Here is a 15,784-nt window from a genome sequence, read left to right as displayed (position 1 = left end):
TCATATTTGTAATTGTTTATGGACTTAAACCTGAGAATAGGGTTGGTGTTTTCTTAGCACCGGCCCAAGGAGATAAATAGCGACAGCGGCGACTACTGCACCCAGCCCCATCACCACGGAAACATCAAATAAACCATGCCCTGCCTGAAACAAATAGCCCGCGACAATCGGTCCTAATGCTGCGCCACCGCGACCAATACCGATAACAACACCCGTGCCGCTGGCGCGCACTTCAGCGGGGAAGGATTGCGCCATTAATGCATACAGTCCAACCACCGCAGAATTGGTGAAAAACCCCGTCACCGCTGACACTATGGATAGCTGCAACAACGATTGTGGCCCCAGTCCAAACACCATCACCATTGCAAAGGCACATAGCATAATAGCGATGAGTAAGGGTCGCAGCCTGAAGCGACTGGCTATCACGCCAAAAATTAACGAGCCCACAGCGCCGCCGACATTCGCCCAAACCAGAACCGTACCAGCACTGGACGGCTCAAAGCCGATGTCTACGACGATCTTTGGGATCCATTTGAGGATGTAATAAAAGGTCATAATTTGGGCAAAATACGCGACGAGCAGCAAGATAGTGATGAGTCTGAGATTGTCAGCAATCAGCGTTTTAAAACCCGATGCTTTTTGCTGCCGGGTTTTTTCCGGCAAGCTGGCTATGGCTTGATGACCGATTTTCTTTAATATTGTATTGATTCTGTGCAGCGCATTTTTGGGCTGTTGGCTAGCCAGAAAGTCAATTGACTCGGGTAGCAAAAACCAGCAAAGCACTAAAAACCCGCCCGTTACGGCGCCACCAAAAACAAAGATAGCCTTCCAGTTATACAGCTCCAGTAATTCGGTCGAAATCGAGCCACCGACAATGGCGCCGATGGGATAGCCGGTAGCCATTAATATCACCGCCAGGTTACGATATTTTGCATTGGCAAACTCAGCCACCAGGGCATTGGTGGATGCCAGCATGCCACCCACACCCAGCCCGGTCAGAAAGCGGAAAACCAATAGATACTCTAAGGAATCGGCAGTGGCGCTGGCGCTCATACCAATGGTCATCAGTACCAGGCAAGTCAGTATGGTTGGACGTCTGCCAAAGCGATCGGCAAGGTTGCCCAACGTGATTGACCCAATCGCCATACCCACCAATTCCATTGACAGAACAATGCCTAATGCACCGCGATTTACGTTCCATTCACTGGCAATCCCGGGGGACGCAAAGCTGATTGCCAACACATCAAAGCCATCGAGCGCGTTCAGCAGAATACACATCAGGATCACGAACAACTGAAAGCCCTTCATTTCAGACTGATCTATCTGCAGTTTCGGATTGTTGGTCATTGTTGGCGTTACCTCACGAGACTATCAGTACACTAAACCAGCCGAAATATCGTTCATTACAATCTGGTTGTAGCAAATATGTGAGGAATGTTAACCAAGTGTTATTGATGCTTGAATTGCATAAAGTGACTAATTAATTGACATATAGTGACAAGCGTAGATTTTTTGCAAAGAACGCTCAACATCAGCTATCCACTGCATTTTTCTCCCGGTAATGACTCGGGCTCTCGCCTGTCCAGTTAAAAAAAGCGCGAGTAAACACTGCGGGTTCTGAAAATCCGACACTTTCCGATATCTGGTTAATAGGCAGGTTATATTTTGTCAGTAGGGTAACGGCTTTATCGAGCCGCACCTGATCTTTGAGTTGTTGATAAGAAGTCCCTTCCGATTTTAACTTTCTCATCATGGTGCGTTTGGTCATATTCATCATGGCCGCGGCCGCATCAATCGACGGAACCCCACCTTTGAGGTTTTTCCATAGCAACCGTTGAAGTTCTGTGGCCAAACTATAGTCGGCTTCATAGCGCTGAAAAATTTCTTGTGGACAACGTTTCATAAACAATTTCAGCGACGCATCATTTTGTTGCACGGCTCGCTGTAAGTATTTGGCGGGAAAGGCAAAGCCTAATTTATCACTGTCGAAGGTATGGGGGCCCGGAAACAAATAGGAATACTCGGTGATATGCGATGGTGAGGGGTAATCAAAGTGACACACCATTAAGGGTAAATTGTCTGCAATTAACCATGAGGCGTACCGATGCATTGCCAGCAACAGTAGTTCGGCAAACATGTGCTGAGGATCCTGCTCCGGGGCATACAATTTAAAGCCAAGAAAAGCGCTATCACCCTCTACCGTTAAATTGATTTTAAACGCTTTGGTGACCATGGTATAAAATCGCACCGCCAAATTCAGTGCCTTGTACAGGGTGGGTTGGTTAACGGTTAATCGACCCATCATAAAATATGAGCCTGCTGGCAACGGAAACGCCGCCAGCCCCATGCTTTCGTCCTGCATTGCCTGCCAAATGAGGTTTTGGAAGGTGGCCAGCTTTTCGGTTTTTACCCGCACCTCGGGTTTGTCAAAAACGTCTTCGGTAAGATCAATGGCCTTTAGCATACTCGCAACATCGAGCTTGTTTTTCAGTGCCTCATGATAAAGCTGACTGATATAGTGATTTGCCGCTGTACCGACTTCATATTTACCTGGCATGAAACCAACCTCAAAGTTAACAACCTATTAACTTAATGCATTGACAGCCCTACTGCAGCAGATTTTGCCACTTTGCAAAAAAATTTTCCGTGTCACCATTTATCAAGCCACGCCGTATTGTGAACCCTCGAACTCCCATCCACCAGCCGTAACCGCTTGCGGCAAAAATTGATCCCGGCGTGCATAAAAAAGCATCTTTTCAAGTGGTTAAATTTAGTCTCGATACCTGTTTTAAACGCAATAAAAGTTTCGTGACGTAATCGCGTCCATTCTGCGCATCGGTCTCGCCCAACGTGCACTTATCCAACGGTTGCCCGCTATTAGGCTAATTTGAGTAACGGCGACGTAGAACCGGCCACCAGCGTTAGCTGCCAATAGTGCTTGTTACAACAAAAAGGGGGCCTGGGAAACAAGCCAGCTTTTCTATTACTTACGTTAATGATTTAGCCAAAACGCCGATTTACTGCACACAACGACCCGGTGAATTACAAATCCAACACCAGCCGCTTGCTTTTAGCACGGGAACAGCAAGGGGTAATTTGATCCATTTTTTGCTTTTCATCCGCGCTTAAAAACACGTCTTTATGGTCGGCTTCGCCCTCAAGCAAGCCGGTGATACAGGTACCACACACACCTTCTTCGCAGGCCACAGGTATAAACATGCCGTTGTCTTCCAGCACATTGAGAATGGACACGTCTTTCCCAACCTCTAACACCTGCCCGGTGCTGTTAATGACCACCTCAAAGCTTTGGTCCTGGCTATGGTCGATAGCTTCTGCAGCAAAAAATTCCCGATGAATGTTTGCAGTTGGCCAGCCATGTTGCTCAGCGGCACTGATAACGTCCTGGATAAATGGATTCGGACCACAGATATACAGCTGCGTGTCTTTGTTGTAGTCAGCCAGTAACTGATGGGGGTTGAGCCGGTTTTGGCTATTACCTAAACTAAAATGAAACTGACAGTGGCTGGCATAGCCGGATTGTGCAATGCGCTCGTAGTAGGCGGCATGTTGCTGATCCCGGGCACAAAAATGTAACTCAAAAGGCTGCTCATCGGCATGCAGTTGCTCGGCCATCGCTAAAATCGGGGTAATTCCAATCCCGGCTGCAATCAGCAAGGTGTTATTGGTGCCCGGCACTAGCGGAAACAAATTTTTTGGCGCGCTAATGGTTAACCTGTCGCCTTGCTGAAGATCGTTATGAATGTATTTTGATCCGCCCCGGCCATCAGGCTCATTTAGAATGGCGATTTCATAACAACTATTACTATTTAGCGCACCACATAATGAGTATTGGCGAATAATGCCGTTGGGTAAATGCACGTCGATGTGCGCCCCCGCCTGCCAGGCAGGCAAGGCGCTGCCATCGGCAGCGGCCAGTTGCAAACGGCATATCGATGCCGTTAATGGTTGTTTGTCGGTAACCGTCACTTCGATCATTGGTTTTCTCCGACTTTGGCCTGTGCTGATGCCGCCTGCTCCTGCTTAATAACGCGCTCAATCATTCTGCGCGCCTGCACACCGCCGGCATCAATATCCAGCTTCAAAAGGCTGCGCTCAGGGTACGCTAACAAATTCTGTTGCTGGCGTTCTAACACCTCGAGATCTTCGGCAAAAATTGCCCCCTGCCCTTTTTGAATAGTGTCGGTTAAGGTCTGATCCTGAGGCTTAAAATCGCGGGCCATACCCCAGAAATACCAGATAGAATGCTCTGTTTCCGGGGTAATAAAGTCCACCACAATACTGCTGGCTTTGTGCGAATCAGGGGCGTCGTAGCCACCTTTTCCGGCGTGAGCAACGCCCACTTCAATCATAATGTGGCTGGGTAGTGAGAAACGGCATATTTGCCAACGGTCTACGGCCACATCGTCGGCTAAGTCATTGGCGCGCAACGCTGCCTGCCAAAAAGGCGGCGCCATGACATTATCCATATAACGGCTGGTGACTACGGTTTGGCCTTCCATTTTGGTGGCAACGGGTGATTCGTCGATTTCTTTTTGGCCAATGCTGCTGGCGTGTACATAGGTTTCATGGGTTAAATCCATTAAGTTATCGATCATCAACCGATAGTCACACTTAATATGGTACAACCCGCCGCCGTAACCCCAGTCAGGGCTATTGGCCCAATGTAATTCAGGGATAAGACTGTCATCGGCTAAGCTTTGATCGCCCGGCCATATCCACACAAACCCATGACGCTCAACCACCGCAAAGTGTTTAATGCAGGGAAAATGTGCTACCCGCTGGTTGGGCATGGATTGGGTTTTGCCATCTTCGCCCATGCGCAAGCCATGGTAACCACACACCAATTGGCCGTTTTCAACAAATCCTAACGACAACGGTGCGCCGCGGTGAGGACAAAAGTCTTCAACGGCAACAACACGTTGCTGTTGATTGCGGAAGAAAACCAGCTTAACGCCACAAATTTGGCGAGCAAACGGTTTGTCGGCAATTTCGTCAGGCGTCGCCGCCACGTACCAGGTATTGAGCGGATAAGTTTGGGCATCCATAAATTTAACCTTTCATTAACTATTGGATCCACTTTAAGATCATTTTTAACATTTAACAACTGAAAATGAGTATTTTGGATCCATTTTTATCGATAGGTAACAGTCTTTTTGTAAATGCCTGGTCAGCTTTACGCTATTGCCCGCAGTGGAAAAGGCGTTACTTAAGCTATTTCAATATGTTTCCTTAACACGCATAATGTGGATTATTGGATCCAATTTAAGACAGGCGCAGTGACGCCGATAATGCTATTCAATCGTTTTCAGGAGTCGGTATGCCACGCGAAGGGCAAGCAGTCATCAGTATATTGCGCGATAAGATTGTTTCGGGAGAATTTGCAGCAGGCCAGCGACTGGCTGAAATTCCCACCGCCGAGCTCTTGGGCGTGTCGCGAACACCGGTTCGTATTGCATTCAGAGCCCTGGCTCAGGAAGGTTTGTTAATTAAGTTGCCCCGTCGTGGTTATCAGGTAAGGAAAGTCACCAATGAAGAGATATCAGGGGCAGTAGAAGTTCGTGGCGTGCTGGAAGGGTTGGCTGCACGGCAAGCCGCAGAAAAAGGCTTAACGGCAGAGACTCAGGCGCAACTTGAACAATGTTTAGCGCAGGGCGATGCCATTTTCGATAAGGGTTACATCACCGAAGATGACCTTGAACAATACAACATACTCAACAAAGAGTTTCATGCGTTGATTATTCAGGCCAGCGGCAATCCGGCAATCCAATCAGCGATGCAGTTAAATGAGCACTTACCCTTTGCATCGGTAAACGCGTTGATTTTTAATCCCGAACAACTTGAGCGTGAGTTCAGGCGTTTCAGCTATGCCAATATGCAACACCATGCGGTATTCGAAGCGCTATTAAACCACCAGGGAGCCAGAGCTGAAGCGGTGATGAAAGAGCATGCTCATGCCACACTTAGCCAGGTTGAACTAAACGATAACAGCGACACCCGCAAGCTGATCAACATTGCGCAGTAGAGTACTTATACACTGTTACCGGGCGGCAATGTAAGCCGCCAGTCGTTAACCGTCACCGGTGAGTATCAGGGTAGTAGGAAAGCTATGCCCCACAGCGCCCCAGACCGCTCCAGGCTTAAATTCACCCTGACTTTATGACATCTTTGATGCTTTGCTATGGCGGTGTTCCCCGTGTTTATTAGCAAACACGTGTCATTACCCGTCATATTCTTTGCAGTGCGGCATGCACAAATAAAACTGACCAGGTATTTACCCTGGCCAGTTCCCTCGGATATTGACTGTTGCTTGCCCTGGCATCTGCCTAGTCACGTACCTGCTCAACGTCTTTGGGCGGGCGTTGTGCCGCTCTGAAAAATTCGAACTTTTTCGCGGCTGGCCAGGGTTTAGGCTTTGCGATGTCACCCAGTTCAAGTAAAACAGGCTGTGACGGATCATACTGCGGCCAATTGAATGCCTCAATGGTAGGCGAGCCTGTACGGGCAAACGCCACCAATGAATCTATCATCTTATGACTAAAGTCCCGGTCAGCTTCACGCCAGTCGCGCAAGGTCCGAAAGCGGTTAAAACTTTCCAGAGTGCCAAGCCAAAAGGGCACTTCTGAAGTGTGATAGGCACCAGCGCTGGCTGGATCGAGGTTAGTAATTATCACATCATCCGGGTAAACATGTGGCCGTGAAAACATATAACTGTAGACAGGAGCATCACCATAACTGGACTGCATACGTGCCCAGGAATCCATCCCTAAGGCGATCGTATTGTCACGGTCGGCGGCTCGCGCCTGACTGATGGCCTGGCGATCATCCGATGCCGGATACAGCGCTAAAAACTCTGATGCACGCTCACCAAACGTTGCGGCAGCACGCTTTTGATAGTCAGCTAAACTGTCGACCGGACCAAGACCACCAAAGGCTTCATCGCGGGTAAAACCCACCAACAGTGGTACGTCGTTTTGCGCCTTACGGCTAAAAATTTTGCTGATTTCGGTGGGCAGGACATAGCCATCAACAATAGGGCCTACCGGTGGCGAGCTCGGTTTTCTTGGCACTACCAGTCGGTCAGCAGGCAGGGCACGCAATTCTGCCAGGTTGTTTGCATTCCATATTTCTTGCAGCCTGATCCCGTCATTTTCAGCCACATCCAACGAGCGCAAACTAAACGGCCCGGTAGCTGCGAGAAGCGCACCACTCATTCCAACAGCGCGATGAAACAGGCCTTTTGTTAAAGGGCTGGCTTGCAAAGCCAATACTGACATCGAGCCGGCAGACTGACCAACTATCGTGACATTGGCAGGATCCCCGCCAAACTTGTCGATATTGTCATGTACCCAACGTAGCGCGGCAACCTGATCAAGAAAGCCATAGTTGCCTGAGGTACTGTGTGATGATTCGTTGGTTAACTCAGGATGGGCAAGAAAGCCCAGCGGACCCACACGGTAGTTGAGGTTAACGAAGACCGCACCATGTTGTGCTACCTGTTCACCACCATACAGAGGCATGCTTCCTGCCCCAATAAAGAAACCACCACCATGAATAAAGACAATGACCGGGGCTTTCTCGATGCCGGTTTTGGCCCAAACATTTAAGTATAAGCAATCTTCGCTGGTGACTTCAGAACCAGAGTATTGATTGGTCATAATACCGCGCTGAGGCTGCATACACTGGGGCCCGAATTGATCAGCATGATACACCCCCTGCCAACTGGACACCGGCTGTGGATCGCGCCAGCGCAAGTCCCTGACCGGTGGCGCAGCATAGGGAATACCCAAAAATGCCTGGATATCTGGCGTAACCATCGAGCCCTGAATTTCACCGTTACTGGTAGTAACCACTTTCGTTGGATTCAGGTCTTGCTGTTTAGCCGTCACTGAAAATGCCATCAGAAAAAATACAAGTACGCGCGTCCTGCAACGTAAATGGCGTTTGAAAATCATATTATATCCCTCAATTGTAAACGGTAAATTAACGGTTTGGCCCGGCGGTAACGCCAGGCCTAATTAGCTCACGGACAATGTATTTAAAATATGGGCATTGTTTTTCTGGCTAGTCGATAAATCGTGACACCGTTCTGATCACCCCACGAATTTCGGCTAAGCCTTTTAAGCGCCCGATGGCTGAATAGCCCGGATTGGACTGACGATTAATGTCATCAAGCATCTGATGGCCATGATCCGGGCGAATAAAAATGTCTTTTAATTGCCCTGTATTGAGCTGCTCCCGGCGCTTTTCTTCACGCAGCAATTGTTCAACCACTCCTATCATGTCCACATCGCCGTCTAAATGACTGGCCTCTTGAAATGAGCGCTGCTCACCTGGATCGCGCGCTACGCCACGTAAATGCGAGAAATGAATACGTGGGGCGAACTTTCCGGCCATTTCAACTAAATTATTGTCTGGCCGACTGCTGTAGGTACCAACACATAAGGTAATACCATTCGCCTCACTGGGGATCTCAGCAAACAGAATATCCAGGTCATCAGCGGTACAAATAATACGCGGCAAACCGAACATAGAGCGCGGCGGATCGTCAGGATGAATCGCCAGTTTCATGCCCACTGCTTCAGCTTTGGGCACCACCCTGGATAAAAAGCGGAACAAGTTGTTTCTCAAGCTCTGTTCATCAATATCCTGATATTGAGCAAGCATTGCTTTAAAGGTGTCAAGATTGTAACTGTCGGTCATTTTACCGGGCAGACCAGCGATGATGTTGGCGGTAAGAGTCTCTTTCTCTTGTTCACTCATCGATTCATAAGTCTGTTTTGCAGCAAGTAATTCATGCTCCGAGTAATCGGCTTCTGCGTTATCGCGCTGCAGAATAAATAAATCGAAAGCGGCAAATTTGTGCTGATCGAATCGCAGAGTATAGGCCCCTGATGGTAGCTTGTACTTCAGATCGGTGCGGGTCCAGTCAATGACCGGCATAAAGTTGTAGCAAATAACTTTGATACCGTGTTTCGCCAGGTTTTCCATTGATGTAATCCAGGCGTCAATGTATTTATCGCAACCGGGTAAGTTGAGTTTAATTGATTCATGTACCGGAATGCTTTCCACCACTGTCCATGCTAAGGGGCTTTCATCTGCCGAACAGGATTCAATCATATTTTTATGGGCAACTATCGCTTCTTCAGTCCACACCTCTCCAGCCGGAATATTGTGCAAGGCACTGACAATATCAGTCGCCCCCGTCTGACGAATGTCATTTAAGCTAACCGGATCATTAGGACCAAACCAGCGCCAGGATTCTCTCATTTTGTTCTCCTCAAATTTCTGTACACTTTGGCTAAATACATAATCCGCAACGAGCATCATTCGATGTCGTTGCAGATTTTTAACAGTAATTAGAAAGAGTAAGAGAAATTAATGCCCATATAACGCATGGCATTACGGTTCCATTGTTTACCCACTGCTGTGGCACCTTCAAATCGAGCGGAATAATCGGAATAGCCCATTGAATAATTCTGATCGAAAAGGTTGTTGACATAAAACGTGAGCTTGTACTTATCTTCCGCACCAATAATGCCTAAACTCATGTTTGCTATGCCGTAGGCTTCCTGGAAATTGACAGGGTTTCCAAGTAAATCGTAGTTGATGTCGTCTTGCCATTGATAGTTGGCTTGCGCGAAAAAGCTAAAGTTCTGACTACTCACATCCGTTTCATACGCCACACCGAGGTTATATTTTAAGTCCGGTGAATTGTTTAGATCTTCACCTGACAAATCCTGAACATCAATGCCGCCTGGGCCTTGGCCGATGTTACATCCCTGCTCTGCGGTTTGAAAATCATAGCAATCGGCATTTTTAAAACTCACAATGGTGGCATCGATATAAGCGATTGATGCGTTAAACCGCAAGTCTCTGGTGGCCTGGTAAGACAGGTCGGTCTCGATACCCTTGGTACGGAGTTGACCCACGTTCGTTAACCTAAACACTGGCGCGTCATTTTCATCAAGCAAACCGGCCTGGGCCTGATAGTCATCAAAGTCGGAGAAAAACCCGATCACTTCATAACTTAGCTTTCTATCGAGGGCAAAACCTTTTATACCCAATTCGTAAGATACTGAGGTTTCACTATTGACCGGGTTATCGGCTTTAGTCTGATTGAAACCCGTTGAAATATCATAGGCTTGCCCTTTGTAGCCAGTGCTTACTGAACCGAAAACCATTTGCTCATCTGACAGGTTGTGACGCAATGCGACCTTACCCGTTACCGCGTTTTCACTATCGTCTCCAGAATAAGTTTCCGGCATTATATTTTGCCAACCATTGGCATACCGATTAGTAAAGCTGGCTGAAATTTTCTCTCGGTTAGCGCGCAAGCCGATATCGATTGCCGTTTTATTGGTAAACTCATACGTTGCCTGACCAAATAAAGCAAAACTCTCTGTTGACGCCGTAGCATCCCAGTCTGCTAACAAGAATCTGAGTGCGCCTCGATCGTAAGAACGGTCGGTACTGGCATCCATGTAAAACAGGCCAACCATATACTCGAAACCATCAACATTGTCTGCTGAAAGACGAATTTCCTGTGACACAGCATCGCTGGACTCACCTGAAATCGACTCGACTCGTGGTCCTGTCAGGCCAAGCGGATTAAGGAAAGGGTTGTCTTCAATGGGCGTATCAGATTGGTCGACGTCAACCACACCAAGCAAGTCATATTTTTGATAACTCGTGACAGAGGTCAGGGTGTGATTTGGCATCATGTAATCAAGCTTAAGCACAAACATATCCTGATCCGCAGTAAAGCCGACAGGGGAATCATACTTAACTTTTCGGTTATCTTCGCTTGCGGTGATGCCTTCACCCGTTACGGCTTCATCACCTTCTGACCATGTTATACCGGTACTACTCTCATTATGAGAAGTATCCCCAATAAAGGTGGCTTGTAAGTCCGGTGTCATATTCCAAACCAGCTTTCCTCTAAAACCGTATCCTTCTTCACCATTTAAATCAGAACCGTCGGCGATATTCTCGATAAAACCATCACGATCTTTGACGTAAGCATTAATTCGATAACCCGCATCATCATTAATTGCATCAGAGAGTGATATTTGTGCTTTTTTCTCATCGTCGTCAGTAATGCCTACCTGGACATCACCTTCAAATTCATACGCAGGATTTTTAGTGGTGATACTGACCACACCGGCAGATGCGTTCTTACCGAACAACGTACCCTGAGGACCACGTAATACCTCAATCCGCTGAATATCCACTAAATTACCGAAAGCCTGGGCAGTACGGATAAGGGGAACTTCATCAACCACTACCGACACGCTAGGCTCGGCGCCAATACTAAAAGCGGCGGTACCGATACCACGCATTCGGATTACGCTGCCTGCCGGCGTATCACCTTGCGACATTGTCAGCGACGGTGAAACACGAGTAACATCATTGAAATTATTTACATCCAGTCTTTCGAGGTCACTGGCACCTAATACAGAAACCGCTAAGGGAACATCCATTTTCGACTGAACACGTTTTTGTGCCGTCACCTCAATGACTTCTAGTTGAACTGCGCTTTCGTCTGGTTGAATTGCGTCTTCAACTGCTTGTGCAATTGCCGATGCGTTAAAAAGCGCGCTTGCTGCCATAAGTGTTCCAGGCAGAAATTTTAGTTTTAATTTATGACTCATGTTCACCCTCAATTAGTAATTAGATACATGCTGTTATCTGGTAATTAGTAATTATAGGACAGCCCCAGGACCTCAATCTTCGGCCTGACCAATTAGGTGAAAAATATGTAACAAAAAGGTAAATAAAAGAAATTGATTATAGTGATAGTAGGTATCTCTAAAAGTGATTACTGAAAAAAGCTGTTATTTTACATACACTAATAAGAACACGCCCCAAAATACCCCACTACAATAGGTTAACATTTCAATCACAGTAATTGGTAAGGCAGTATAGATTGGTCATGATCCTGAGTTTATTTCACCAGGCCGACAAGCTTGTTTCTCGATTGAGCAGCGTCCGGAACGGTCAATAGCAGCGTAAAATCGATCGCACCAGCCATGCAGAGGTAACCGGTGATTTTAATAACGGCGCCTCTACTTTTCTTGAGCAGGGTTAATGAACAATCCTCCTGTATTCAAACTATGCGTTCTCCTTTCGTAGTCGTAATCGCATCACTATCCAAGCCGAAGCAATTCCTGGGTCTTATCGATTCCCTTTGATAAATCAGATGCAGTGATGCTACTAGTACTCCAGCAAGATATGCGATGCACCAAAACGCCTGACAAACCTCACATTGTCTCTGCTTGAATCTTATAACCACGGTTTGGAAAATGCGGCGTTACAGGTCTACCCTGTATTATTAAATGGCATTAATGAACATATATCGCTTTTATTGATAAAAGGCATTGTTAAAAACAATAGTTTACATAAGATATTGATTTGTGATTAAAATGTTAAATTATGCAGCCCGTTAATGTTAAACTGTTGTTGCTTATTATGCTTTCGTCATTATATTGGCCTTACCAGATATCCAGTAACTAACTGCCTTAATAAGCACCATTACAAACTGCACAAGAGCTGGAAATCATCGAACTAAAAGCGAAACCAGGCGCTGAAGCTCAGCAGACTATTCCTGTCGCCATTTCGGTTCTTGGCTAAATCGCGGTAAGTGGAGTAAGCACTTGCCGCTTGTTAGTTTTAAAAAGGTTACTTTAGCAAAGAGAGTGTGTATGTTTTTAACAGTCCGCAATGCCTTATTCATAACGACTTTGTTGCTACTTATTTCGGGGTGTTCAACTCCGTCGCAACAGCAAAGCTCAGTTACTCAGTCCCGTGACAGCCAGCAACTAAAAGATAACTGGCTGTTTTTGCAAACAGACTCTCTGCCGGAAAGCATTCACCAGCCGCAGTTCAGCGCTGAGAAATGGCAAACTGTGAGTGTGCCTCATAGCTGGAACAGGGTGGGTTATTATCAAAACGACTTTCCTCATTTGCATACTGAGGCGAATGTCGATATGACGATGGGCGTGGGCATCTATCGCACCGAGTTCAGCGTCGCAGAAGAAACCGCTGGTAAGCAATTCTGGCTGGAATTTGATGCGGTTAGCCGCACCGCTGAAGTGTGGTTAAACGGTCAGTATGTTGGTGAGCACCGTGGCGGCTTCAATCGTTTCCGTTTTGATGCCACTCCCTATGTCAGCCCCGATAAGTCAAATGTACTGGTAGTTAAAGTCGATAACAGTAAGCCCACCGCGGAATCATCAACGGCAGATACCCTGCCCATCTCCGGTGACTTTTTTGTACACGGCGGCATCTACCGGCCGGTCAGGCTGATTACCACAGCGGATGTTCATCTTGATATGCAGGACTATGGTGGTCCTGGCGTTTATGCAACCACCACGCTGGGTGATAATCAGGCTACAGTTACCGTCACCAGCCGGGTGAGTAACTCAACAGAAAGTAAACAGACTGTCACAATCAACGCGCAGTTAATCGATGGCGATAGTGGTACAGTTGCGCAGAGTGAGCAGCAGTTGTCGATATCTGGTAGTGAAACCAGTGAGCGTGTACAGCAACTAACGGTTACTAATCCCGAGCTATGGCAAGGCATGGAGAACCCTCACCTGTATACATTACGCGTGCAGGTGATAGATACAAATGGCACTGTTTTGGACCAGCTTGATCAGCAATACGGTCTGCGTGAAATTACTGTCACGGCCGATAAAGGTGTACTGCTGAATGGTAAACCACTGCGTTTGCAGGGGGTCGCATATCACCAGGACCGTGAAGGACGAGGCTGGGCAGTCAGTGAAGAAGATATTGCTGAAGACATCAACATGCTGGTTGAAATGGGCGCCAACACCATACGTTTAGCCCACTATCCACACGGACAACCCGTGCATGAAATCGCCAACGAAACAGGGCTTATACTGTGGGATGAAATTCCACTGGTAACAGTGTGGCGCTATGGCGAACAGCACGAGGACGTGAATCAGGCGTTACTTGAAAATGCCAGCCTGCAGCTTGAAGAAATGATAAAGCAAAATTTTAATCATCCCTCGGTCGCAGTTTGGGGCATTGCCAACGAAGTAGACTTTGGTGCGGTCATCCCTGCCTTTTTGGGCAGCCCAAGCGACTCAGAGCCGGATCCAACCCCGGTGCTAACGATGCTTCACGAACAAACCAAGGCACTCGATCCAGAGCGCTATTCAACGCTGGCAAACTGCTGTGAAGCCAATAAAAGATGGGCTAACGCAAAGGTTCCAGCCACAACAGACATTGCCGATACCGTGGGGCTGAATCGCTATTACGGCTGGTATTATGGAAAACCCACCGACCTTGATGAGCATCTTGACACCATAAAAAGTATGTACCCGCAGCAGCCTATCTCAGTGAGTGAGTATGGCGCAGGTGGTGCCTTATCTATGCATACCGATAACGTCCTTGGTGGTCCGGTCGCTTCAACCGGTAAACACCAGCCTGAAGAATATATGTCTTATGTGCATGAGGAAAACTGGCAGATCATGGCGGCGAAACCTTACTTATGGGCTACATGGATCTGGAACGCCTTTGATTTTGCCACCACCACCCGTCGTGAAGGTGATTCTATTGATATTAATACCAAAGGACTGATTAGCTACGACCGGGAAATCAAAAAAGACAGCTACTATTTTTATCAGGCCAACTGGCGTGAAGAGCCCGTCGTACACATTACCTCTCGCCGCTACATCGATCGCGCCTATCAGCAAACACCGGTAAAAGTCTATTCTAATCTGGCGGCAACGGAGCTGGTTGTGAATGGTAAGTCTGCTGGCGTACTGCAAGATTGCCCGCAGTCGGTATGCGTGTTTGAAGACGTAGCATTGCAACAAGGCAGCAACACGATTGTGGCGAAAGATGCCAACGGTGATGACGCGAGTGATAGCGTGACCTGGCAACTGGCCGAGTCCCAGGTCAATGCGTATTACATTGATGCTGGTGCCATCATGGCCGCTAAAACAACACAGCATCAATACGGCTCAGACGCATTTTTCTCCGGAGGAAGCGCCAAAACGTTGGATAAAGCATCTGGCTGGGGCCGTCCGCCGGTTAAAGCGCAAATCAGTCAAACTGATGATCGCGATCTTGCCGCAACCTATCGCGCCGGTGAGTTCAGTTATACGCTGCCGCTGGCAAACGGCCGCTATCGGGTATCACTGATGTTTGTCGCGCCGGTCGATATCGAAGACACGGTATTTACCGTGAGTAGTAACGGTAAGCCATTGATGGAAAAATCCTTTACCGCCACCAAAGAAGACGCATTCAGCGCTGATATCAGTACTGCTGAAGCAGACGTTACCGACGGTCAACTGCAACTGTCATTTGTGCCGCAACAAGGCGAGGCCTTTGTTTCCGCCGTGGTGGTTACGCCCTTGCCCTAAAGGTTGTCATCATGCTTTATAGGTGCGGGGCCAGCCCCCGCCCTGGCATGATTTCCATCATACCTGAAGGGTTCGTTAACCTAAAAACACCGATTCGGGATTGTCCGATATCGAAAGGAAATGCATTACTTGCCCCCGAGGTTGTCAGCGCAAGATAATTACTCGCCAGGCCTGACACTGAATGCCGCTGCGGCGATTGGCATGGCAGAAATATCAACACGATAATTACTGTAAACGCGTCCACCTCGGTCTGGCCATGTTAGTGCGCGTTATCATCATCGCCTGGCGCACTTCTATTATTGATGAGCACAAATTTCTCACCGCTGAAACCGTCGGTTTCTAGCTCATTAACCATCAATATTACGAAACAA

At 47.6% G+C, this 15,784-nt stretch carries 9 protein-coding genes; 2 read left to right on the top strand and 7 right to left on the bottom strand.

Going from position 1 to position 15,784, the window contains the following annotated elements:
• Positions 1–24: 24 nt before the first annotated feature.
• From OIK42_RS14055 to OIK42_RS14040, 4 genes are all read right to left on the bottom strand, one after another.
• Positions 25–1,347, bottom strand: coding sequence for an MFS transporter (locus OIK42_RS14055; RefSeq protein WP_273641658.1), 1,323 nt, complete (start codon positions 1,345–1,347; stop codon positions 25–27).
• A 184-nt stretch (positions 1,348–1,531) separates the two neighbouring features.
• Complete coding sequence (locus OIK42_RS14050; RefSeq protein ID WP_273641657.1) at positions 1,532–2,557, bottom strand: AraC family transcriptional regulator; 1,026 nt, start codon at positions 2,555–2,557, stop codon at positions 1,532–1,534.
• A 485-nt stretch (positions 2,558–3,042) separates the two neighbouring features.
• Positions 3,043–3,996, bottom strand: a complete 954-nt coding sequence (locus OIK42_RS14045; RefSeq protein ID WP_273641656.1) for a PDR/VanB family oxidoreductase — start codon at positions 3,994–3,996, stop codon at positions 3,043–3,045.
• Positions 3,993–5,066 (bottom strand): Rieske 2Fe-2S domain-containing protein, encoded by a 1,074-nt coding sequence (locus OIK42_RS14040; RefSeq protein ID WP_273641655.1) that lies wholly within the window; start codon positions 5,064–5,066, stop codon positions 3,993–3,995. The genes OIK42_RS14045 and OIK42_RS14040 overlap by 4 nt, the downstream gene beginning before the upstream one ends.
• Before the next feature lie 272 nt (positions 5,067–5,338).
• On the opposite strand from OIK42_RS14040, the gene OIK42_RS14035 reads away from it, so the two are divergent.
• Complete coding sequence (locus OIK42_RS14035; protein ID WP_273641654.1) at positions 5,339–6,043, top strand: GntR family transcriptional regulator; 705 nt, start codon at positions 5,339–5,341, stop codon at positions 6,041–6,043.
• A 301-nt stretch (positions 6,044–6,344) separates the two neighbouring features.
• Here the strand turns inward: OIK42_RS14035 and OIK42_RS14030 are convergent, their stop codons facing one another.
• The 3 genes from OIK42_RS14030 to OIK42_RS14020 form a co-directional block, all read right to left on the bottom strand.
• Positions 6,345–7,919, bottom strand: coding sequence for a carboxylesterase/lipase family protein (locus OIK42_RS14030; protein WP_273641653.1), 1,575 nt, complete (start codon positions 7,917–7,919; stop codon positions 6,345–6,347).
• A 163-nt stretch (positions 7,920–8,082) separates the two neighbouring features.
• Positions 8,083–9,288 carry a mannonate dehydratase gene (gene uxuA, locus OIK42_RS14025; RefSeq protein WP_273641652.1) on the bottom strand — a complete coding sequence of 402 codons (1,206 nt, stop codon included), beginning with the start codon at positions 9,286–9,288 and terminating at the stop codon, positions 8,083–8,085.
• 89 nt (positions 9,289–9,377) lie between these two features.
• Positions 9,378–11,630 carry a TonB-dependent receptor gene (locus OIK42_RS14020; RefSeq protein WP_273641651.1) on the bottom strand — a complete coding sequence of 751 codons (2,253 nt, stop codon included), beginning with the start codon at positions 11,628–11,630 and terminating at the stop codon, positions 9,378–9,380.
• A gap of 1,092 nt (positions 11,631–12,722) precedes the next feature.
• On the opposite strand from OIK42_RS14020, the gene OIK42_RS14015 reads away from it, so the two are divergent.
• A complete protein-coding gene (locus OIK42_RS14015) occupies positions 12,723–15,413 on the top strand; it encodes a glycoside hydrolase family 2 TIM barrel-domain containing protein (RefSeq protein WP_273641650.1) in 2,691 nt (896 codons plus the stop codon).
• The last annotated feature ends 371 nt before the right edge of the window (positions 15,414–15,784 follow it).

The sequence above is a fragment of the Alteromonas gilva genome, assembly GCF_028595265.1.
GTDB classification, from domain to species: Bacteria; Pseudomonadota; Gammaproteobacteria; order Enterobacterales; family Alteromonadaceae; genus Alteromonas; species Alteromonas gilva.
Note: the sequence above shows the minus strand (reverse complement) of the source record. Positions and strands in the feature narration are given on the sequence as shown.

Excerpts from the sequence above, each read along its gene's own strand:
- OIK42_RS14020 (WP_273641651.1), bottom strand. The coding sequence starts at position 11,630 with ATGGCAGCAAGCGCGCTTTTTAACGCATCGGCAATTGCACAAGCAGTT.
- OIK42_RS14035 (WP_273641654.1), top strand. The coding sequence starts at position 5,339 with ATGCCACGCGAAGGGCAAGCAGTCATCAGTATATTGCGCGATAAGATT.
- OIK42_RS14030 (WP_273641653.1), bottom strand. The coding sequence starts at position 7,919 with ATGGCATTTTCAGTGACGGCTAAACAGCAAGACCTGAATCCAACGAAA.
- OIK42_RS14015 (WP_273641650.1), top strand. The coding sequence starts at position 12,723 with ATGTTTTTAACAGTCCGCAATGCCTTATTCATAACGACTTTGTTGCTA.
- OIK42_RS14040 (WP_273641655.1), bottom strand. The coding sequence starts at position 5,066 with ATGGATGCCCAAACTTATCCGCTCAATACCTGGTACGTGGCGGCGACG.
- OIK42_RS14055 (WP_273641658.1), bottom strand. The coding sequence starts at position 1,347 with ATGACCAACAATCCGAAACTGCAGATAGATCAGTCTGAAATGAAGGGC.
- uxuA (WP_273641652.1), bottom strand. The coding sequence starts at position 9,288 with ATGAGAGAATCCTGGCGCTGGTTTGGTCCTAATGATCCGGTTAGCTTA.
- OIK42_RS14045 (WP_273641656.1), bottom strand. The coding sequence starts at position 3,996 with ATGATCGAAGTGACGGTTACCGACAAACAACCATTAACGGCATCGATA.
- OIK42_RS14050 (WP_273641657.1), bottom strand. The coding sequence starts at position 2,557 with ATGCCAGGTAAATATGAAGTCGGTACAGCGGCAAATCACTATATCAGT.